General features: G+C 67.8%; 18 protein-coding genes. 8 read left to right on the top strand and 10 right to left on the bottom strand.

Annotation, left to right across the window (positions count from 1 at the left end):
• Positions 1 to 14 precede the first annotated feature (14 nt).
• The gene (locus CBM2588_RS06705) at positions 15 to 851 is read left to right on the top strand and encodes a carbon-nitrogen hydrolase family protein (protein ID WP_115679879.1); all 837 of its coding nucleotides are present in this window, start codon (positions 15 to 17) and stop codon (positions 849 to 851) included.
• Between the two features lie 96 nt (positions 852 to 947).
• Positions 948 to 2,408, top strand: coding sequence for a metalloprotease TldD (gene tldD / locus CBM2588_RS06700; RefSeq protein WP_018006948.1), 1,461 nt, complete (start codon positions 948 to 950; stop codon positions 2,406 to 2,408).
• A 68-nt stretch (positions 2,409 to 2,476) separates the two neighbouring features.
• On the opposite strand, the gene CBM2588_RS06695 is transcribed toward tldD, so the two are convergent.
• A complete protein-coding gene (locus tag CBM2588_RS06695; RefSeq protein ID WP_115679878.1) occupies positions 2,477 to 3,532 on the bottom strand; it encodes a class I SAM-dependent methyltransferase in 1,056 nt (351 codons plus the stop codon).
• Positions 3,533 to 3,717: 185 nt separating this feature from the next.
• On the opposite strand from CBM2588_RS06695, the gene CBM2588_RS06690 reads away from it, so the two are divergent.
• Positions 3,718 to 3,879, top strand: coding sequence for a hypothetical protein (locus tag CBM2588_RS06690; RefSeq protein WP_172583563.1), 162 nt, complete (start codon positions 3,718 to 3,720; stop codon positions 3,877 to 3,879).
• Positions 3,880 to 4,043: 164 nt separating this feature from the next.
• A complete protein-coding gene (gene aroG, locus CBM2588_RS06685) occupies positions 4,044 to 5,123 on the top strand; it encodes a 3-deoxy-7-phosphoheptulonate synthase AroG (RefSeq protein WP_092313941.1) in 1,080 nt (359 codons plus the stop codon).
• 54 nt (positions 5,124 to 5,177) lie between these two features.
• Here aroG and CBM2588_RS06680 read toward each other — a convergent pair whose 3' ends face one another.
• Genes CBM2588_RS06680 through nosZ form a run of 6 tightly spaced genes read right to left on the bottom strand, consistent with a single transcriptional unit; the run spans position 5,178 to position 13,337 of the window.
• The gene (locus tag CBM2588_RS06680; RefSeq protein ID WP_115679877.1) at positions 5,178 to 5,723 is read right to left on the bottom strand and encodes a nitrous oxide reductase accessory protein NosL; all 546 of its coding nucleotides are present in this window, start codon (positions 5,721 to 5,723) and stop codon (positions 5,178 to 5,180) included.
• Complete coding sequence (locus tag CBM2588_RS06675) at positions 5,723 to 6,559, bottom strand: ABC transporter permease (protein WP_115679876.1); 837 nt, start codon at positions 6,557 to 6,559, stop codon at positions 5,723 to 5,725. Before CBM2588_RS06675 ends, CBM2588_RS06680 begins: the two co-directional genes overlap by 1 nt.
• Positions 6,556 to 7,503: an ABC transporter ATP-binding protein gene (locus CBM2588_RS06670; RefSeq protein WP_115679875.1), complete on the bottom strand. Its 948-nt coding sequence runs from the start codon at positions 7,501 to 7,503 to the stop codon at positions 6,556 to 6,558. The genes CBM2588_RS06675 and CBM2588_RS06670 overlap by 4 nt, the downstream gene beginning before the upstream one ends.
• The gene (locus CBM2588_RS06665; protein ID WP_115679874.1) at positions 7,478 to 8,764 is read right to left on the bottom strand and encodes a nitrous oxide reductase family maturation protein NosD; all 1,287 of its coding nucleotides are present in this window, start codon (positions 8,762 to 8,764) and stop codon (positions 7,478 to 7,480) included. Before CBM2588_RS06665 ends, CBM2588_RS06670 begins: the two co-directional genes overlap by 26 nt.
• A complete protein-coding gene (locus tag CBM2588_RS06660; protein ID WP_115681426.1) occupies positions 8,761 to 11,367 on the bottom strand; it encodes a 4Fe-4S binding protein in 2,607 nt (868 codons plus the stop codon). Before CBM2588_RS06660 ends, CBM2588_RS06665 begins: the two co-directional genes overlap by 4 nt.
• Before the next feature lie 29 nt (positions 11,368 to 11,396).
• Entirely contained in the window at positions 11,397 to 13,337 is a 1,941-nt protein-coding gene (nosZ, locus tag CBM2588_RS06655) for a TAT-dependent nitrous-oxide reductase (RefSeq protein WP_115679873.1), read from the bottom strand.
• A 369-nt stretch (positions 13,338 to 13,706) separates the two neighbouring features.
• Here nosZ and CBM2588_RS06650 point away from each other — a divergent pair, with 369 nt between their 5' ends.
• Entirely contained in the window at positions 13,707 to 14,657 is a 951-nt protein-coding gene (locus CBM2588_RS06650; RefSeq protein WP_231942164.1) for an FAD:protein FMN transferase, read from the top strand.
• 75 nt (positions 14,658 to 14,732) lie between these two features.
• On the opposite strand, the gene CBM2588_RS06645 is transcribed toward CBM2588_RS06650, so the two are convergent.
• Together CBM2588_RS06645 and CBM2588_RS06640 are read right to left on the bottom strand one after the other, a co-directional pair.
• Positions 14,733 to 15,131, bottom strand: coding sequence for a c-type cytochrome (locus CBM2588_RS06645; RefSeq protein ID WP_018005503.1), 399 nt, complete (start codon positions 15,129 to 15,131; stop codon positions 14,733 to 14,735).
• Between the two features lie 10 nt (positions 15,132 to 15,141).
• Positions 15,142 to 15,489 carry a c-type cytochrome gene (locus CBM2588_RS06640; protein WP_115679871.1) on the bottom strand — a complete coding sequence of 116 codons (348 nt, stop codon included), beginning with the start codon at positions 15,487 to 15,489 and terminating at the stop codon, positions 15,142 to 15,144.
• 543 nt (positions 15,490 to 16,032) lie between these two features.
• Here CBM2588_RS06640 and CBM2588_RS06635 point away from each other — a divergent pair.
• Genes CBM2588_RS06635 through CBM2588_RS06625 form a run of 3 tightly spaced genes read left to right on the top strand, consistent with a single transcriptional unit; the run spans position 16,033 to position 18,745 of the window.
• Positions 16,033 to 16,920, top strand: coding sequence for an AAA family ATPase (locus tag CBM2588_RS06635; protein ID WP_012352393.1), 888 nt, complete (start codon positions 16,033 to 16,035; stop codon positions 16,918 to 16,920).
• A 17-nt stretch (positions 16,921 to 16,937) separates the two neighbouring features.
• Positions 16,938 to 17,540 (top strand): GNAT family N-acetyltransferase, encoded by a 603-nt coding sequence (locus CBM2588_RS06630; RefSeq protein WP_115679870.1) that lies wholly within the window; start codon positions 16,938 to 16,940, stop codon positions 17,538 to 17,540.
• 29 nt (positions 17,541 to 17,569) lie between these two features.
• Positions 17,570 to 18,745 (top strand): vWA domain-containing protein, encoded by a 1,176-nt coding sequence (locus tag CBM2588_RS06625; RefSeq protein ID WP_115679869.1) that lies wholly within the window; start codon positions 17,570 to 17,572, stop codon positions 18,743 to 18,745.
• Between the two features lie 62 nt (positions 18,746 to 18,807).
• Here CBM2588_RS06625 and CBM2588_RS06620 read toward each other — a convergent pair whose 3' ends face one another.
• A complete protein-coding gene (locus CBM2588_RS06620) occupies positions 18,808 to 19,716 on the bottom strand; it encodes a LysR substrate-binding domain-containing protein (protein ID WP_115679868.1) in 909 nt (302 codons plus the stop codon).
• Positions 19,717 to 19,792 lie beyond the last annotated feature (76 nt).

Below are 19,792 nucleotides of genomic sequence, written 5' to 3'. Positions count from 1 at the left end.
AAGATGCCGCCCCCATGAGCCCAGCCAATCCAGCCAGCCCTGCCCCGTTCCGCGTTGCCGCCGTCCAGACCGTGACCGGCACCTCGCTCGACGCCAACCTGGCGCGCGCCGAGGCGCGCATCGCCGAGGCCGCCGCCGGCGGTGCCGAGCTGGTGCTGCTGCCCGAGTACTTCTGCATCATGGGCCGCGCCGAATCCGACAAGGTGGCCGTGCGCGAGCACGACGGCGACGGCCCGGTGCAGCAGTTCCTGGCCGACGCGGCGCGCCGCCATGGCATCTGGCTGGTCGGCGGCACGCTGCCGATGTGGTGCGACGACCCGCAGCGCGTGTACAACACCTCGCTCGCCTTCAACCCGCGCGGCGAGCGCATCGCGCGCTACGACAAGATCCACCTGTTCGGCTTCACCCGCGGCACCGAAAGCTATGACGAATCGCGCACCATCCTGGCCGGGCGCACGCCGGTCAGCTTCGATGCGCCCTGCGGCCGGGTGGCGATGTCGGTGTGCTATGACCTGCGCTTCCCGGAGCTGTACCGCGGCCTGGCCGCCGATGGCGGCACCAGCCTGATCCTGATGCCGGCCGCCTTCACCTACACCACCGGGCAGGCGCACTGGGAAATCCTGCTGCGCGCCCGCGCCATCGAGAACCAGTGCTATGTGCTGGCGGCGGCGCAAGGGGGCAAACACGAGAACGGCCGGCGCACCTGGGGCCATTCGATGCTGGTCGACCCGTGGGGCGAAGTCCTGGCGATGCTTCCCGAGGGCGAAGGCGTGGTCGGCGGCGTGATCGACCCGGCGCGGCTGGAGGAAGTCCGGCAGAACCTGCCGGCATTGCGGCACCGGGTGCTGTAGCATGTACGCAAGCGCGGGGGCCGATAGCGCCCTCGCCCACAGGATTGTCTGCCGCGCCGGCCAGCCCGCGCGGCCCAAGGAAAAAAAGGACCTCTCATGAACGCCGGCGATCTCGGAATCCGCAACCTGGCCACCGCGCAGCAACTGCTGCTGGCGCCGTACGGCCTGGACGAAGCCAGGCTCCAGCGCGTGCTGGCCGATATCTTCACGCACAAGGTCGACTACGCCGACCTGTACTTCCAGTACACCCGCAACGAGGCCTGGAGCCTGGAAGAAGGCATCGTCAAGTCGGGCAGCTTCAGCATCGACCAGGGCGTGGGCGTACGCGCCGTCTCGGGCGACCGCACCGCCTTCGCCTACTCGGATGAAATCAGCCTGCCCGCGCTGTCGCAGGCGGCAGCCGCCACGCGCACCATCGGCAAGGCCGGCAGCGGCCGCGTCAAGGTCGCCGGGGAGCTGGCCACGCACGCGGGGCGCAACCTGTACACCCCCAACGATCCGCTCGACTCCATGAGCGCGGCGGAAAAGGTGGCGCTGCTGGAGCGCATCGAGCGCATGGCACGCGCCAAGGACCCGCGCGTGGTGCAGGTCATGGCAGGGCTGGCCGGCGAATACGACGTGGTGCTGGTGGCGCGCAGCGACGGCGTGATTGCCGCCGACGTGCGCCCGCTGGTGCGGGTCTCGGTCACGGTGATCGCCGAACAGGGCGGGCGCCGCGAGATCGGCTCGTCCGGCGGCGGCGGCCGCTATGCCTACGGCTATTTCACCGACGACCTGCTGCAGCAGTACGTGGACGAAGCGGTGTCGTCGGCGCTGGTCAACCTGGACGCGCGCCCGGCCCCGGCCGGCGCCATGACCGTGGTGCTGGGGCCGGGCTGGCCCGGCGTGCTGCTGCACGAGGCGGTCGGTCACGGCCTCGAAGGCGACTTCAACCGCAAGGGCTCGTCGGCGTTTGCCGGCCGCATGGGCGAACGCGTCGCGGCCAAGGGCGTGACCGTGGTCGACGACGGCACGCTGGCCAACCGCCGCGGCTCGCTCAACCTCGACGACGAAGGCAATCCGACCCAGTGCACCACGCTGATCGAGGACGGCATCCTGCGCGGCTATATCCAGGACACGCTCAACGCGCGCCTGATGAAGATGCCGGTCACCGGCAACGCGCGCCGCGAAAGCTATGCCGCGCTGCCGATGCCGCGCATGACCAACACCTACATGCTCAACGGCGACAAGGACCCGCAGGAGATCATCGCGAGCGTCAAGCGCGGCCTGTATGCGGTCAATTTCGGCGGCGGCCAGGTCGACATCACCAACGGCAAGTTCGTGTTCTCGGCCAGCGAGGCCTACATGATCGAGGACGGCAAGATCACCTACCCGGTCAAGGGCGCGACCCTGGTCGGCAACGGCCCGGAATCGCTCAAGGACGTGACCATGATCGGCAACGACATGCGGCTGGATTCGGGCGTGGGCGTGTGCGGCAAGGAAGGCCAGAGCGTTCCGGTGGGCGTGGGCCAGCCGACGCTGCGCATCGAGAACATGACGGTGGGTGGGACCGCCTGAGGCCGCTGGTTTGCTCCCTCTCCCGCTTGCGGGAGAGGAGTACCCAATCAGCTAGCCAGACGGCCCTCTCACGGCCGCACCTCATACACCAGATTGAATGGCGTCTGCGCCGCCCGCCGGAAGCTGCGGAAGCCCGCCTGCTCCGCCAGCGCGCGCATGCGCGTCTCGCCCGCCTGCGCGCCCAGGCACAGGCCGACTTCCTGCGAGCGCGATGCCGGCGTGCAGATGAAGGTCGACGCGGAATAGAACACCCGGCCCACCGGGTTCAGGTTCTGCTCCAGCGCGTCGTTGGCAAAGGGTTCGACGATCATCCAGGCGCCGTCGGCGCGCAGGGTCTCGCGCACGTGGCGCGCCGCGCCCACGGGATCGCCCATGTCGTGCAGGCAGTCGAACACCGCCACCAGGTCATAGTCCTTGCCGTCGTAGTCCTTGGCGCTGGCCACTTCGAAGCGCACGCGCTCGGACACGCCGGCGCGGCGCGCGGCCTCGGCCGCATGGCGCACCGAAGGCTCATGGTAGTCGAAGCCGACGAAGCGCGACGCCGGAAACGCCTGCGCCATGATGATGGTCGACGCCCCATGGCCGCAGCCCACGTCGGCCACCATGGCCCCGGCCTTGAGCCGCGCCGCGATGCCGTCGAGCGCCGGGATCCATTCCGACACCAGGTGCGCCGCATAGCCGGGCCGGAAGAAGCGTTCAGTGCCGTGGTACAGCGCGGGGTCGTGCTCGTGCCAGCCCAGCCCGCGGCCATTGCGGAAGATGTCGATCATCTTCGGAATCGCGCGGAACTGCGCCACCGCGATCTGGAACGCGCCCGGGATAAAGGCCGGGCTGCCTTCCTGCGCCAGCGCATAGGCCTGTTCCTCGTTCAGGCTGAACTGCCCCGAACCCGCGTCATAGTCGACATAACCGCTGGCCGCCTGCGCCGACAGCCATTCGCGCAGGTAGCGCTCGTCGGTATGGGTCTTGGCCGCCAGCATGGCGACGCTCATCGGTTTTTCCGCCAGCGCCTTGTACAGGCCGAGTTCATCGCCGACGACCACGGTCGCGGCATGCATCACCGCGCCGATATCGCCGACGAATTTTTCCATGAAGGCATTCAGCCTCGCTTCATCGACGCTCATGATGCACCTCCCCGTGCCCACTGCTCCCCGCTTCCAATATAGCCATCGGCTATGCCCGGAAAAGCCGAAAAGCGACGGCAGCAGCAACCTCGCAAGCCATCGCCGAAATGCAAGGCGGGTGGGTGCGCCAGCGCACGGCATGGCTGCGGCGACACTTGCCAACCCCCGCAAAAGGCGCTATAAAGATGCTTCGTCGCGCGGCGAGCAGCCAATGCGCAACGAAAATTACCGAAGCGGCGCGCAATTTCCTGCCTTTCTGCCACGCAGTGCAGCATAAATCCGGCGCCCGCGAAGAAAATCGTTTCAAGCTGACCCAAGCCAACGCCTTTTCCCGCCATGTCCGCTAAGTTTTACTTTTACTTTTTTGGCGATCTCACACCGCTGGCGGATAGGGAGGGATGGCTGTAAGCAGCGCCCCGAATACAAAAAAAACCGCCAGCGACCCTGGCGGTTTTTTTATACCCCTTGTTTTCCCACACACTCACGACCTCACAAGAATCCTGGAGCCATCATGCTGAAGAACACCGACGACCTGCGCATCCGCGAACTCAAGGAGCTGCTGCCGCCCGCGCACCTGATCCGCGAGTTCGGCTGCTCCGAACAGGCTTCGGACGTGATCTACGGCGCGCGCCAGGCCATGCACCGCATCCTGCACGGCATGGATGACCGGCTGATCGTCATCATCGGCCCGTGCTCGATCCACGATACCCGCGCCGCGCTGGAATACGCCAAGCTGCTCAAGGTGCAGCGCGAGCGCTTCGCCGGCGAGCTCGAGGTGGTGATGCGGGTGTATTTCGAGAAGCCGCGCACCACGGTGGGCTGGAAGGGCCTGATCAACGACCCGCACATGGACGGCAGCTTCAAGATCAACGACGGCCTGCGCACCGCGCGCGAGCTGCTGCTGACCATCAGCGAAATGGGCGTGCCGACCGGCACCGAGTACCTCGACATGATCAGCCCGCAATATATCGCCGACCTGGTCAGCTGGGGCGCGATCGGCGCGCGCACCACCGAGTCGCAGGTGCACCGCGAGCTGGCGTCGGGACTGTCGTGCCCGGTCGGCTTCAAGAACGGCACCGACGGCAACGTCAAGATCGCGGTCGACGCGATCAAGGCCGCATCGCAGCCGCACCATTTCCTGTCGGTGACCAAGGGCGGACATTCGGCAATCGTGTCGACCTCGGGCAACGAGGACTGCCACGTGATCCTGCGCGGCGGCAAGGCGCCCAACTACGACGCCGCCAGCGTGCAGGAAGCCTGCGACGCCATCGCCAAGGCCGGCCTGGCCTCGCGCCTGATGATCGACGCCTCGCATGCCAACAGCAGCAAGAAGCACGAGAACCAGATCCCGGTGTGCGCCGAGATCGGCCGCCAGATTGCCGCCGGCGATCAGCGCATCATCGGCGTGATGGTCGAATCGCACCTGGTGGCCGGCCGCCAGGACCACGTCCAGGGCCAGCCGGTCGACGAGCTGACCTATGGCCAGTCCGTCACCGATGCCTGCATCGGCTGGGACGACTCGGTCAAGGTGCTCGAGGGCCTGGCCGAGTCGGTGCGCCAGCGCCGGCTGGTGTCGGGCAGCGGCAACTGAAGCGCAGACGCAAGCAACGACTGAAGCAACACGGCGGGCACTCAGCCCGCCGTGCTACATCCGGCTGTCGTGCATGGCGCCGCCGCTGAGGTCGGCCAGGTCCGGCGTCACCTCGGCGTAGCGCAGCAGTTTCCCACCATGACGGGCAGCGAAGGCGGCCGCATCGCGTTCCGTGCTGAAGCTTGCCAGCGTCGGTCCCATCGATCCGTGGCGCCGGCTGCCGGCCACGTAGACGCCGGTGGTGGCATCGAACCAGTGGCCGCGCGGCCGCTCCCAGTCGGCGCGGGCCATGTCCTGCACGAAGGCCGCCTGCACCGGCCGCACCTGTTCCGGCCGCAGCAGCGCGTGGAACATCTCCACCGTATCGCAGAACCAGTGCGGGCGCGCCTCGCCCGCATAGAACACCTGCGCCTTGGGCCCGGCGTAATCGGCCAGCAGCATGCCGTCCAGCGCGCAGGCGGTGGCGGCGTCGAACTCTTGCGGCCGAGCCGGGGCTTGCGGCTTGCGGCCGCAGCCGGCGAGCAGCACGGCGCTGCCGGCAAGCGTCAGCAACAGGTGGCGGCGAGGCCATGAGAACGGGGTACACAGCGGGGTACACATCAGCGGAAACTCCTGGCGGCAAGGGCCAGCGGCACGGCGATCCACGCCAGCAGCGCCGCGCCGGTCGGCCACGGGCTGGCCAGCGCGGGCGGCACGATGCTGGCAACGCCCCCGGCGCTGCGCAGCTGGTCAAGTGAAAAGGCATTGACGATGCGAAACAGGTCGGCGGGGTTGAGCAACAGCAGCCACGCGATCCAGTCGGTGGCGGCATGCTGTGCGTCCGCGCCGCTGCCGGCGACCAGCATGCCGAGCAGCAGCAGGTCGAACACCAGCACGAAGAAGAACCACAGCCCGATCGCCAGCCCCGACGCCTGCGCGCGGTCGCGGCTCAGCACCGACAGCCACAGCGCCAGGCTCAGGAACGCCAGCCCCAACAGCACCGCACTGGCGACGAAGCCGAGGGTGTGATACAGCCCCGCCCAGCCGAACTGGCGCGCCAGCAGCAGCGCCATCAGCGCAAAGCCGCCGGCCGTGGCCAGCACCAGCGCGGCGGCCAGGCCGAGGTACTTGCCCAGCAGCAGCTCGCCGCGCGTCAGCGGCAGCGACAGCAGCAGGTCCAGCGAGCCGCGCTCGCGCTCGCCCACCACGGCGTCGAAGCCGAGCAGCAGCGCGATCATCGGCACCAGGTAGATCACCAGGCTGGCCAGGCTGGTGATGACGAGCTCCAGCGAGCGCGGGCCCAGCACCCCCTGCTCCGCGCCACCGAAGTAGCCGATCGCCAGCGACAGCGCCGTGAACACCGCCGCCACCGCCAGCACCCAGCGATTGCGCATGCGGTCGCGGAATTCCCTGCCGGCCAGCGTGGCCACCTGCCGGGCGTCGAACCACTCGCTCATGCTTGCCCCTTCATTCCGAGAAAAAGATCCTCGAGCGACGGCTCGCGGATCTGCAGGTCCAGCAGCCGGCCGGCGAGCGGTTGCAGCGCCGCCAGCACCGTCATCTTGGCGGCGGGCGCACAACGCACCGTCAGTGCGTCGGGCAGCGCACTGTCGATCTCCAGCGCAGGCAGCGCGCTTAGCCGCCGCAGCGCCTCGTCGCGCGCGCCCGCCTCTATCCGCAGCACCAGCGTCAGCGGCAGGCCGGCCCGGGCGCGCAGCGCCTCGAGGCTGCCCGCGGCCTGCAGCCGGCCCGCGGACAGGATGGCGAAGCGGTCGATGCGCTGCTGCAGTTCGGCCAGGATGTGCGAGGTGATGACGATGGTCACCCCGCGCCCGCGCAGCGCGTTCAGCATGGCGTAGCAGTCGCGGATCGCGGCGGGGTCCAGGCCGTTGGTCGGCTCGTCCAGGAACAGCACGCGCGGCGCGCCCAGCAGCGCCTGCGCAAAGCCCAGGCGCTGGCGCATGCCCTTCGAGTATTCGCGCACCGGACGCGCGGCCGCGGAGGACAGGCCCACCTGGTCGAGCATCGGCGCGCAGGCTTCCGCCTTCACGCCCTTCAGCCGCGCGAAGAAGCGCAGGGTCTCAAGGCCGCTCAGGTTGTCATGGAGCACCAGATGTTCGGGCAGGTAGCCGATGCCGCGGCGTGCCGCACGAAATGCGCGGCTGCCCACGTTGGCACCGGCCACGCGCAAGGTGCCATGCGTCGGCGGCAACAAGCCCAGCATCATCCGGAACAGCGTGCTCTTGCCCGCGCCGTTATGGCCGATCAGCCCGAGCAGCTCGCCCTGCCCCACGCTCAGGCTGACATCGTCGACGGCGCGCAGCGCGCCGAAGTGCTTGCTGACGTTGGACAACACGATGGCATCCAGGGCCGGTTCAGCGGCGGGCGTCGGCCGGCTCATGCCATTGCCTCCAGTCGGCGCGGGCCGGACGCATGCGCGGATATTGATCGACCACTCCCGGCGCCCGGATCACCGGAAACTGGCGCCCCGCCAGCCGCAGCGCCTGCAGCGCCGGACTGCCCAACAGCAGCGCCACGCCCGGATAACGCCAGCTGAGCCGGTCGACCACGTCATTGACCCGGTACGGGATATCGCCCACGCCATCGGCATCGCGGTCCCAGCCCAGGTAGTTGCTCCAGTAGTTGCCTTGCGCGCGCTCGGACCGGTCGCGTCCGCCCCAGGCCTCGTCGCGCGCGCCGACATAGCGCACCGGCTCGCGGTTGCCGATGAAGTCGTTGCCCTGCACCACGTTGCGCGTCGATCCCGCCGACAGGTGCACGCCGATGGCGTTGCCGAGCACCAGGTTGCCGCGCAGCTGCGCATACTCGACATCGTAGATAAAGAACCCGCGCTGGTTGTGCGCGACCACGTTGCCTTCGATCACCGAGTCCTGCAGCGTGCGCAGCATGATGCCGTGGTCGGCATTGGCCCAGGTGCGGTTGTTGCGCACCACCTGGTCGCGTACTTCCATCAGCGCCAGTCCGCCGCGGTTGCGGTAGCTGTCGTTGTTCTCCCACAGGTTGTGGTACGAGTTCATGTAATGGGTGCCGTAGCGGCTATGGTGCAGCCGGTTGCCGCGAAACACGGCATGGTGCGAGACGTCGACGTAGAGCGCGTCGCGCACGAAGCTGATGTGGTTGTCGAGAATGCGCGCGCCGCGCGTGTTGTAGAGCTGCACGCCGTTGCCGCGCTGCGCCGAGTTGTAGTCGCGCTTGCCGGTGATGGTGTTGGCTTCGACGCGGACCTCGTCGGCCTTTTCGATCCACAGGCCGAACAGGTTGTAGGTCAGCTCGCAGTGCCGCACTACCGCGCGGTGCGCGCCGGGCTGGATGTAGATGCCGGCGTTCTGGTCCTTCAGGCTGTCGCCGGAGTCGCGCACGATCAGCCCCTCGACCGTCACGTCGGGCGCGGCGATGCGCAGCGTATCGCCGCGCAGCGCGCCGCTGAGCGTCGGCCGCGCGATGCCGCGCAGCACCAGCGGCCTGGCGACGGTGAAGTTGCCGGTGTAGTGGCCGCGCGCGATCTCGATGGTGTCGCCCGCAGCCGCGGCATCGATCGCCGCCTGCAGCGACTGGCCGGGCTGCACGCGCCAGGTCGCTGACTGCACGCAGCCTGCCTCGCACGCAAGCCACAGGAAGGCGATACCGGACAGCAGCTTCATGCGGCCAGCATCCCCATCGCCTTCAGCGCCAGGAATAACACGGCACCAACGAGCAGGTTCTTGAAGCCGACATAGCTGAGCATGTCCATCACGGTGGCGCGACGATGGCGGCCGCGCCACCACCGGCCATCCTTGACATAGCGCTTTGCCGACAGGCGGATCAGCACCTCGTAGAGGCTCCAGCCCAGCCACCAGCCGATCACCGCGCCGGCGCGCAGTTGTCCGCTGGCCGCCAGCGCCCACGCCACGGTTGCCGCCAGCGCGACCGCCACGCCCGCCAGCTGCAACGCCGCGGCGGAGCGCCAGCCCTGCCCGCTCCAGGGCCACAGGTGGTCCCACAGCTCGGCGAAGAGGCGCGCGGCGCCCTTGGTGGCGGCGTAGTGCGGCGCTACGGGCTCGGTCGGCATGCGCGGATCGGGGTCCGACGGTTGTGCCGCGGCGGCCGTTACCGGCACCAGCGGAATGAAATACCCGTCGCGGCCCACCGGCGTCAGCGGCAGCCCGTCGCGCTCGCGCCGCTTGCGCTCGCGCGCCAGCGGCGGGCAGCCATGCGTATCGGTATAGAGCACCATGCAGTCGAGGCAATGCAGGCACTCGCGCTGGTCGATGCGGCCATCGGCATCGATCGCCTGTGCGCCGCAGCCCGCCGCACACGCCTTGCAATGGTTGCAGTCCGGCTTGCGCCGCAGGCCGAACCAGCGGAACGTGCTCGGCATTGCCAGCGCCCCGCCGAGCGGGCACAGGTACTTGCAGTAGGGACGTTCGATCAACAGCGACAGCTCCAGCAGCGCGCACGCGAACAGCCCGTAGGGCCACGCGCGATTGGCGATGCCGACCAGGAAGATGGTCTTGAACGGCTCGATCTCCGCCAGCCGCTCGGCCAGTCCCATCGAGAACACCGACACCGCCAGCAGCGCGAAGAACACGCCGTACTTGACCCACTTGAGCCGGTCGTGCCAGCGCCGTGGCAGCTGCCGCTGCCAGCGCTTCAGCCCGAGCAAACGGCCGAGCTTGTAGAGCGCCTCGGACAGCGAGCCGAACGGGCACAGCCAGCCGCAGAACAGCCCGCGCCCGAACAGCAGCACCGTGACGATGATGAAGATCCAGAAGCAGAAGATAAAGGGATCGCTCAGGAACAAGGCCCAGTCCCAGCGCAGCAGCAGCGCATGGAACCAAGTCAGCACCTGCGTCACCGAAGGCTGCGCCATCGCGCCAAACCCCACGAAGACGATGCTGATGGCCCACGCCGTGTACTTGAACGCATTCACCGGCCACTTGTGCTTGTGGGTGGCGCGCCGCGTCAGGCGGTCGCGCAGTGCGTAGACCAGCGTGACCGCGCCCAGCAGCGCCACGAACAGCGCGATGGCGCCGGCTTGCCGCCCCCAGACCTTGCGCCACGGCGCCTGCGGCACGTCGATGCGAGGGCGCCCGCCCTGCAGCAGCGCCGCTGGCAACCAGTACGGCGCGTCGAAGCTGGCAAAGCTGCGCGTGCCGGTGGCGCGATCGACCCGGTTGCCGAGGAACGACAGCTTCCAGGGATACGCCGCCGAGAACGCCGGCGAACGGATCACGAAGATCGCCGACTCGGTCGGCGCCGGCGCCCCCGGCGCGGCCACGCCATAGAGGTTCAGGTAGTCGAGGTCGCGGAAGGTGAAGGCGTCGGCGTCCTGGCGCACCTGCACCCGGTCATAGATGCCGCCACGCACGAAGCCGGAACCCTTGAACGACTCGGTGCCCGCGGTGCGGATCACGAAGATGGCGTGTTCGCCCGGCCGCAGCTGCGCGCGCAGCCCCTGCCAGCCGGCATCACCCAGCACGCTGCGCGCGATATCGGGATGGTTGAGGTCGCCAAACCACAGCTCGATAAATGGCCCCTCGCCGCCCGGCAGGCCGACCTGCGCGGGCTGCACCAGCAGGCGCTGCACCGCCCCCATCGCCACCAGCTGCGGCCAGCTGTAGTGCGTGCCGCTTTCAACGAAGCGCGCCGGGACGCGTTGTGTCGGCGACAGGATGCCGACCTGCCGCGCCACCGCCGCGCCCGCCGTGGTCAGCACCTGGTTCTGCGCGATCACCGTCACCGTGGCGCCCGAAATCGCATCGACGCCGACCACGCCTTCGTCGGGACGCGACTGCCCCACTTCGATCTTGTCGGCGACCGACTTGCCGACGTACTGCCGGTTGAAATCCAGCAGCGCCGATTCCGGGATGCCTAGCAGCAGGATCGGCTCCGAATGCTTCAGCACCTTGACGCCGGCATAGCGGCCCTGCGTGTCCATGCCGATCAGCGTCACCACCGGCTTGCCCGAGTACGCCGGGGTATCGGTGATGTCGGTGGACAGCATGACGTAGCCGAGCCGCTCGCGCGTGCCGCCGGGGCCGGTGCGATAGCCTTCGACATAGGGCGGCTGGCCCATGCGCTGCGAGAACTCGGTGGCGCCGGGCAGCACCTGCGCGCACGGCACCAGTGCGCACAGGTCGGCAGCCGTGGCCAGCTGCGGCGGCAGCTCGGCCTCGTAGGCGCCCGCATGCGCCGGCGAGAGCAGGCCAAGCGAGAGCAGCCACGCGACCAGGGCCGCGACCAGTCCTTTGAAGATTGCGTGCATCATGGAAAAGGGGCGCTACGCCAGCCGGCTCAGGCCTCGACGATCATGCGGCTGCGCATCTCCAGATGCAGCGCGTGGCAGAAGTGGGTGCAATAGCACCAGAACACACCGGGCTTGTCGGCGACGAAGGTCACCGACGCCGTCTCCTGCGGATTGACGATGAAGTTGATGTTGTACTTCGGGATGGCGAAGCCGTGCGTCAGGTCCTCGATCTTGTCGAGGTTGGTCAGGATCAGCGTGACCTCGTCGCCCCGCTTCAGCCTGATCTCGCGCAGGCTGAACACCGGCGCCTGCGAGGTGAGCTTCACCGTGACCTTGCGGCCGTTGCGGAACACGCCGGACTGCTGCGCATCCTTGATCGCCAGCGGGAAATCGTCGAGCGCGTAGACCTGCTTCGGCCGCAGCAGCTCGCGCCGGAAGATGATGAAATCGTGCGGCTCGCTGTGCACGGGGTGGTCCGCCAGCAGCACCATCTTGTCGCCGGAGATGTCGATCAGCTGCTCGTTCTCGGCGTGCAGCGGACCCACCGGCAGGAAGCGGTCCTTGGAAAACTTGCAACCTACCGCCAGCAATCTGCCGTCGGCGGCGACGGTCTCGGATTGCGAGGCATTGAGGTGGCCGGGCTGGTATTGCACATCCAGCCGGTCGACCACGTATTTGGCGCTCTTGTCGCCCCGGTGGAAGCGGATCGCCGCGTCGAGGTTCCACTTGACCACCTGGCTGTCCAGAAACAGCGTGGTGTAGGCGTTGCCACGGCCGTCGAAGGCGGTATGCAGCGGCCCCAGCCCCAGCTCGACTTCAGCAACGATGGCGTCGTCCAGCTTGGCCAGCTTGCCGTCGAACCAATCCAGCACCCGGGCCAGTTCGATCACCGTGCCGGTCGGCGACAGCTTGCCGGCGCAGACGAAGTACTTCTGGTCGGGGCTGGCGTTGACACCGTGCGGGTTCTTGGGCACCGACACATAGGCGGTCAGCGCCGTGGCCGGGTCCTGGTTGGCGGCATGCGTGCCGTCGACCACCGGCACCCTGGAATCGCCGATGGTCCTGAACTTGCCAGCCTTCACCGCTGCTTCGATGCGGGCAATGTTGAAGAACAGGCAGGCATCGCGCTCGGCCGACATCATGTCCTCGAAGCGCACGCCCATCTCCACGTTGTACTGGTTGGTCGCGGCCAGCTTGCCGTCGTACGAGGTCGCCACCAGGTCGCAGTTGCCGTCGATCAGCACCTGCCAGCGCACCGCCATCGACTCGGCATCGACGCAGGTAAACAGCGAGCGGTACTTGCTGCCGTCCTCGGTCGGCGCATTGGGCAGCGGCACGCCGAACTCGGCGCCGCAGAACACGCGCGTGGTGTAGTTGATGCTGGCGTCGACGGGATCGCGCTTGTCCGGGAAGATGCCGTGGAAGCCCTGCACATTGGGCAGCTCGGTGATCTTGTCGCAGATGAAGTAGTCGAGCCGGATACGCGCCAGCCGGGCATTGATCTTGTCGTTGATCCAGGCATAGCGGCCGTCGTAGTTGCCATCCTTGTACGAGGCATGCACGTGATGGGTATCGCCGACGGTGTACTGCAGGCTGCCGTCGGCGCGCGTGCCCATCACGTGCTTCGACTCGTTGGTGATGCCCCACCCCGTCAGCGCGTCCGGCACGAAGCACGGAATCCGGTGCAGCTCGCGCCCGGAGGGCAGGCCCAGCACGCGCATGTCGCCGGCATGGCCGCCGCTCCACAGCCCGTAATAGGTGTCCAGCTCGCCGGGCTTCAGGTGCACCGCGGTAGCGGTGTTGCCGGCATGGCCGGCATGGGCACCGGCGCCGCTCGCGGGCGTGGTCGAGACCGGCGCACCGCCGTTGTCGGTGCACGCGGCCACGCCGGCAAGGCCGGCGAGCGCCGCGGTATTGATGAAGCGCCGCCGTCCGGGCGCAGCCGGTGCATCGTGGGTCGGCAGGGGATGCTGCGTATGCCTGGTCATCTTCGTTCCTCGAACCGTCATGGCAAAGGCGGAGTCCGCTCCGCCGGCTTGCTGCTTGTGTTGTCTTGTGGTGGCTTGCTGCTGCCGGCTACAGATGGTCGAAGCAGTTGGCGCGATCGAGCTTGATGATCGTCATGGTTCTCTTGAATATTCATTATCGATGCATGTTTTTCTCCGGCAGCGCGGACAGAATGGCGGCACGGCAAGGCTCGCCGCCGCTTTCGCGATCGATACCACCTCGTCATGCGCTTCAAGACCCTACTGCCAGCACAGCCTTCCCTCCCTCACTTTGACCACGCCGACCACATCGACCGCCGGCGCCGCGCCCTCGTCCGCGGCGCCGCGAGCGTGCCGCTGCTCGCCACCGCGATGTTCGTGCGGCCGGCGCTGGCCGATCCCTCGGTCACGCGTGCATCACGCCGCTTGCTGGGCACGCGCGTCGACATCGTGGTGCAGGACAACTGCCACGGCGCGGCGCAGGCCGCCCTCGCCGCGGCCTTTGGCGAGATGGCGCGGCTGGAGCAGTTGATGAGCCGCTATCGCCCTGACAGCCAGGTCAACGCACTGCAGCGCGCGGCCGGGCGCCACTCAGTGCACGTCTCGCCGGAATTGATGACGGTGCTGCAGGCCGCCGCGGCCGTTTCGGCACGATCGCGTGGTGCCTTCGATATCACCGTCGGAGCGTTCGCCGGCTGGCGCTTCGGCGCGGATGGCAACCGCTTGCCCGATGCCGCCGAACTGGCGCGCGAGCGCCCGCTGGTGGACTACCGGCAAGTGCGGCTCGACGCCCGCCGCGGCAAGGCCATGCTGGCCCGCCCCGGCATGCGCCTGGACCTGGGCGGCATCGCCAAGCTGCCGATACTCGATGCGGGCATGCAGGTGCTGCGGCGCCACGGACTGGCCAATGCGATGATCAACGGCGGCGGCGATGTGCTGGCCATGGGCCAGTTGCAGGGGCGGGACTGGCGCATCGGCCTGCGCGACCCGCTCGCGCCGGCACGGCTGATGGGCGTACTGCAGGTGAGCGACGCCGTGGTGGCGTCGTCGGGCGACTACGAGCGCTGCTTTGTCGCCGGCGGCCGGCGCTATCACCATGTACTCGATCCCGCCACCGGCCTGCCGTCGGCCGGGCCGCACGGGGTGACGCTGGTGGCGCCGACCGTGGCGGCGGTCAACGGGCTCGGCGCCGCGCTGATGGTGGCCGGCCGGGCGGCCTGGGCACGTCTTACTGGCGACAACGCCGCCGTCGACGGGCTGATCGTGGGCGACGGCGGCCGATGGATGTCCGCCGGCATGGCGCAAAGGTTGCGGCTGGCCTGAACCCCTTGCCGCGGACGAAAAAAAAGCCGCTTCCAGCGAAGCGGCTTGCTTGCCTGCGGCCAGCGCCGCCGGCCGTTACTTCTTCAGCACCAGGTCGCCCGGCAGCGACTCGATGTAGGCGGCCATGTCCTTCAGTTCCTTGCGCGTGAACGGGCGCGGCTTGCCGTCCTTGCCGGTGACCGCCGGGTTGGCATTGACCTGGCCGGCCATGATCGCGTTGGAACGGCCCACCAGCGCATTGCCCGACACCTGGTAGGACATCAGCGCGTGATACAGGTAGTCGGCATGCTGGCCGGCCAGCTTGGGGTAGTCGGGCGAAATCGGCTTGTTCATGCCGGCGCCATGGCAGGCCACGCAGTTGCCTTTTTCGACCAGGGTCTTGCCGTTGGCAAGGTCTGCGGCCGAGGCCGGCATGGCGGCAGCACCCAGCACGAGTGCGCCGAGCGCGAACGAAAGCGTCTTGAGCGTCTTCATGTGGGGTCTCTTACCTGAGGGAATTGTTCTGCGTATCGGCCTTCTGCTGCGAGTAGTAGGCCGCCACATTGGCGATGTCCTGCTCGGTCAGCGTCGCGGCGATGCTGCGCATGGTGGGGTGCTTGCGCTCGCCCTTCTGGTAGGCCTTCAGCGCGTTCTCGATGTACTTGGCGCTCTGGCCGCCCAGCAGCGGCACTTCATAGATCTCGGGGAAGGACGCGCGGTAGCCCGGAATGCCGTGGCACCCGATGCACATTGCAACCTTGTCCTTGGCAGCGTCTCCATTGCCCTTGACTTCCTGTGCCTGCACGGCCGTTGCAGCCGCGCCCAGCACCACCATCGTGAGGAGCTTTTTCATTGTCTTTGCGGATTGGAAGTTAAACCGTGTGACCTGCCCTGCCGGGCGGAGACGGTTTCAGAATGCTTCTGCGGAGCAACCAGGGCAGCCAGTCGGTTGGCCGGGGTGCAACCCGCCAGAGATGTCGCATCCGGTCGGTTTGCCGGGGTGTGGAACACCATTCTGGAACCACCTCGCGCAATCGCCGCGACCCGGAAGGGCCGCAGGGACTTCTGAACGCGGACTGCCGGATACTGGAGAACTGGACGTGGGGGCGCGTCAAACCGCCGCATTGTACCGCAGCCGGCACCTGCCAGTCCAGCCAGCGGCCGGCATCGGCGGAACCCTGTCGGCGCGCGCCAACACGAACCGCAAAGGTCTTTTATACTGGCCCATCCCGGGAATCCGCACGACCGTTCGCCCACGCTCCGCCAACGGCACGCGGGCGCCCGCCACGGACCCTGTTGTTTCCATAACGAAAGCGCGCATCACAGCGCGAAGAGACCGCGCCCAGCACGCCAACCCGGCCCTCGCCCGCGAGCGGCCGCCACCTCAGGTTGCCTCATGTCAAACACCGCCAACGCTTCCGCCCAAGCCTCCTCCCAGCCGGTCCGCTTCGAAGGCAGCGACCAGTACGTTGCCACCGACGACCTCAAGCTGGCCGTCAATGCCGCGCGCACGCTGCAGCGCCCGCTGCTGATCAAGGGCGAGCCCGGCACCGGCAAGACCATGCTGGCCGAGGAAGTGGCCGCCGCGCTGGGCATGCCGCTGCTGCAATGGCATATCAAGTCGACCACCAAGGCGCAGCAGGGCCTGTACGAGTACGACGCCGTGTCGCGCCTGCGCGACTCGCAGCTGGGCGACGACCGCGTCCACGACATCCGCAACTACATCGTCAAGGGCGTGCTGTGGCAGGCCTTCGAGGCCGACCAGCAGGTGGTGCTGCTGATCGACGAGATCGACAAGGCCGACATCGAATTCCCCAACGACCTGCTGCGCGAACTCGACCGCATGGAGTTCTATGTCTACGAGACGCGCGAGCTGGTCAAGGCGAAGCACCGCCCGCTGGTGATCATCACCTCGAACAACGAGAAGGAGCTGCCCGACGCCTTCCTGCGCCGCTGCTTCTTCCACTACATCAAGTTCCCCGATGCCGAGACGATGCAGCAGATCGTCGACGTGCACTACCCCGGCATCAAGCGCGAGCTGGTCGCCGCGGCGCTGGAATCGTTCTACGAGATGCGCAACCTGCCGGGCCTGAAGAAGAAGCCGTCGACGTCCGAGCTGATCGACTGGCTCAAGCTGCTGATGGCCGAGGACATCCCGCCCGAGGCACTGAAGAGCCCCGACAAGAAGGCCGCGATCCCGCCGCTGCACGGCGCGCTGCTGAAGAACGAGCAGGACGTGCACCTGTTCGAGCGCCTGGTATTCATGAACCGCGCCAACCGCTGAGCGCGCGGCCAAGCCCGATGAACGACACGACCGTTTTTGCCAAACCCGTGGTCCTGGCGGGCCGGCATGCCACGCTGGAACCGCTGCGGCCCGAGCACGCCGACGGCCTGCGCGCCGCCTGCGCCGACGGCGAGCTGTGGAAGCTCTGGTACACCAGCGTGCCGGCGCCCGAGCGCATGGAGGCCGAGATCGCGCGGCGCCTGGAGCTGCAGCAGCGCGGCACCATGCTGCCGTTCGCGGTGCGCGACGCGGCCGGCGCGCTGGCCGGCATGACCACCTACATGAATATCGACGCGGCTAACCGGCGCGTGGAGATCGGCTCGACCTGGTATGCGCGCCGGGTCCAGCGCACGCCGCTGAACACCGAGTGCAAGTTGATGCTGCTGGGCCATGCCTTCGACCATCTCGACTGCATCGCGGTGGAATTCCGCACGCACTGGATGAACCAGCAAAGCCGCGCCGCGATTGCCCGCCTGGGCGCCAGGCAGGACGGCGTGCTGCGCAACCACATGCGCATGCCGGACGGCACGCTGCGCGACACCGTGGTGTTCTCGATCATCGCCAGCGAATGGCCGGCGGTGCGGCAACACCTGCAATTCCAGCTCGAGCGCCCGCGCTGACGCGCCGCGCCGACTGAAAGCGAGGCACCATGCTGATCGATTTCTTCTTCTCGCTGCGCCACGCCAAGCTGCCGGTTTCGGTCAAGGAATACCTGACCATGCTGGAAGCGCTCAAGGCGCAGGTCATCACGCCCTCCATCGACGAGTTCTACTACCTGTCGCGGATGACGCTGGTGAAGGACGAGAAGCACTTCGACAAGTTCGACCAGGCCTTCGCCGCCTACTTCAAGGGCGTGGACAGCCTGGTCGACTGGAAGTCCGACATCCCGCTCGACTGGCTGCAGAAGACGCTGGAGCGCGAGCTGTCGCCCGAGGAAAAGGCCAAGATCGAGGCCATGGGCGGCCTCGAAAAGCTGATGGAGCGCCTCAAGCAGCTGCTCGAGGAGCAGAAGGAAAAGCACGAAGGCGGCAACAAGTGGATCGGCACCGGCGGCACCTCGCCGTTCGGCCATGGCGGCTACAACCCCGAGGGCATCCGCATCGGCGGCCCGTCCAAGGGCAACCGCACCGCGATCAAGGTGTGGGAGGCGCGCAGCTACAAGGACTATGACGACCAGGTCGAGCTGGGCACGCGCAACATCAAGGTCGCGCTGCGCCGGCTGCGCCGCTTCGCCCGCGAAGGCGCCGACACCGAGCTGGACCTCGACGACACCATCCACTCCACCGCGGCCAACGCCGGGCTGCTCGACATCAAGCTGCGGCCCGAGCGGCACAACAAGGTCAAGGTGCTGATGCTGATGGACGTGGGCGGCTCGATGGACGACCACATCAAGCGCGTCGAGGAGTTGTTCTCGGCCACCAAGACCGAGTTCAAGCACCTCGAGTACTACTACTTCCACAACTGCCTGTACGACTACGTGTGGAAGAACAACCGCCGCCGCCACGCCGAGAAGCTGGCGACGTGGGACCTGCTGCACAAGTACACGCCCGACTACAAGATCATCTTCGTCGGCGACGCCACCATGAGCCCGTATGAGATCCTGCAGCCGGGCGGCTCGGTCGAGTACAACAATGCCGAGGCCGGCGCGGTGTGGCTGAACCGCATGACCGAGCAGTTCCCGCACTTTGTCTGGCTCAACCCCGAACCCGAAGGGCTGTGGCAGTACCGGCAGTCGATCACGGTGATCAACCAGCTGATGAAGGGACGGATGTATCCGGTGACGCTGGCGGGGCTGGAGCAGGCGATGAAGGTGCTGTCGAAATAAGAACTGCGGTTTGCTCCCTCTCCCGCCCACAACTGGGACCATTCACTGGTTTCTGTCGCGCCTCACCCGGGCCGCGCCAGGTCCGCCCCCTCCATCACCCACGCCCTGAACGTGCGCAGCGCCGGCAGGTGCTGCTTCTGCTCCGGATAGCACAGGTAATAGCCCTTCTTGGCCAGCACCTGCGCGGGGTGCGCCACCACCAGCGCGCCGCTGGCCAGCTCTGCCTCGATCAGGCAGCGCGGGATCAGCGCGATGCCCAGTCCCGACAGCGCCGCCTGCGTCAGCAGCGAAAACTGGTCGAAGCGCGCTCCGCTCCAGGCGTCGCGCGTGGGCAGGCCCAGCGTGGCGAACCAGTCGGGCCAGGCCTCGGGCACGGTGGTGTGGTGCAGCAGCGGATAGCGCAGCAAGGCCGCCGGCGTCGGCGCGACGCCATCGGGCTCGGACGCCAGCAGGCCCGGCCGGCATACCGGCAAGACCTCGCGGCCGGTCATGTAGTCGGCCAGGCTGCCGGGCCAGACGCCATCGCCGAAGCGGATCGCGGCGTCGAGGTCCGGTTCGGAAAAATCGTAGCCCTGCGCATGCGGCACGAACTCCAGCGTCACCTCCGGATGCCGCGCGAAAAACTGCGGCAGGCGCGGGATCAGCCACTTGGCGCCCAGCGTCGGCATGCTGGCGATATGCAGCACGCCGCCCCGCCCCTGCCCCGCCATCAATTCCACCGTGGCGGCTTCCAGCTCGTTCAGGCTGGGCGCGATGCGCTCGAGGTAGCGCTCGCCCGCGGGGGTTAGCACCAGCCGCTGGCGCACCCGCTCGAACAGCTCGACGCCGAGGTAGGCCTCGAGGCTGCGCACCTGCTTGCTGACCGCGCCTTGCGTGACATGCAGTTCGCGGGCGGCTACGGTAAAGCTGTTATGGCGCGCTGCCGCCTCGAAGGCGTGCAACTCGGTCAGCGACGGACATAGGCGTCGCATAAATCACCTCTACTTCACGACCAAATGGAATGAGCTAGGGATTTTATTTCGTTTGCGAGGGTTCTGCTTGCACGAG

Origin of the sequence: Cupriavidus taiwanensis (assembly GCF_900250075.1) — a bacterium.
In the GTDB taxonomy this organism is placed as follows: Bacteria; Pseudomonadota; Gammaproteobacteria; order Burkholderiales; family Burkholderiaceae; genus Cupriavidus; species Cupriavidus taiwanensis_C.
This window is presented reverse-complemented; position numbering and strand designations above follow the sequence as displayed.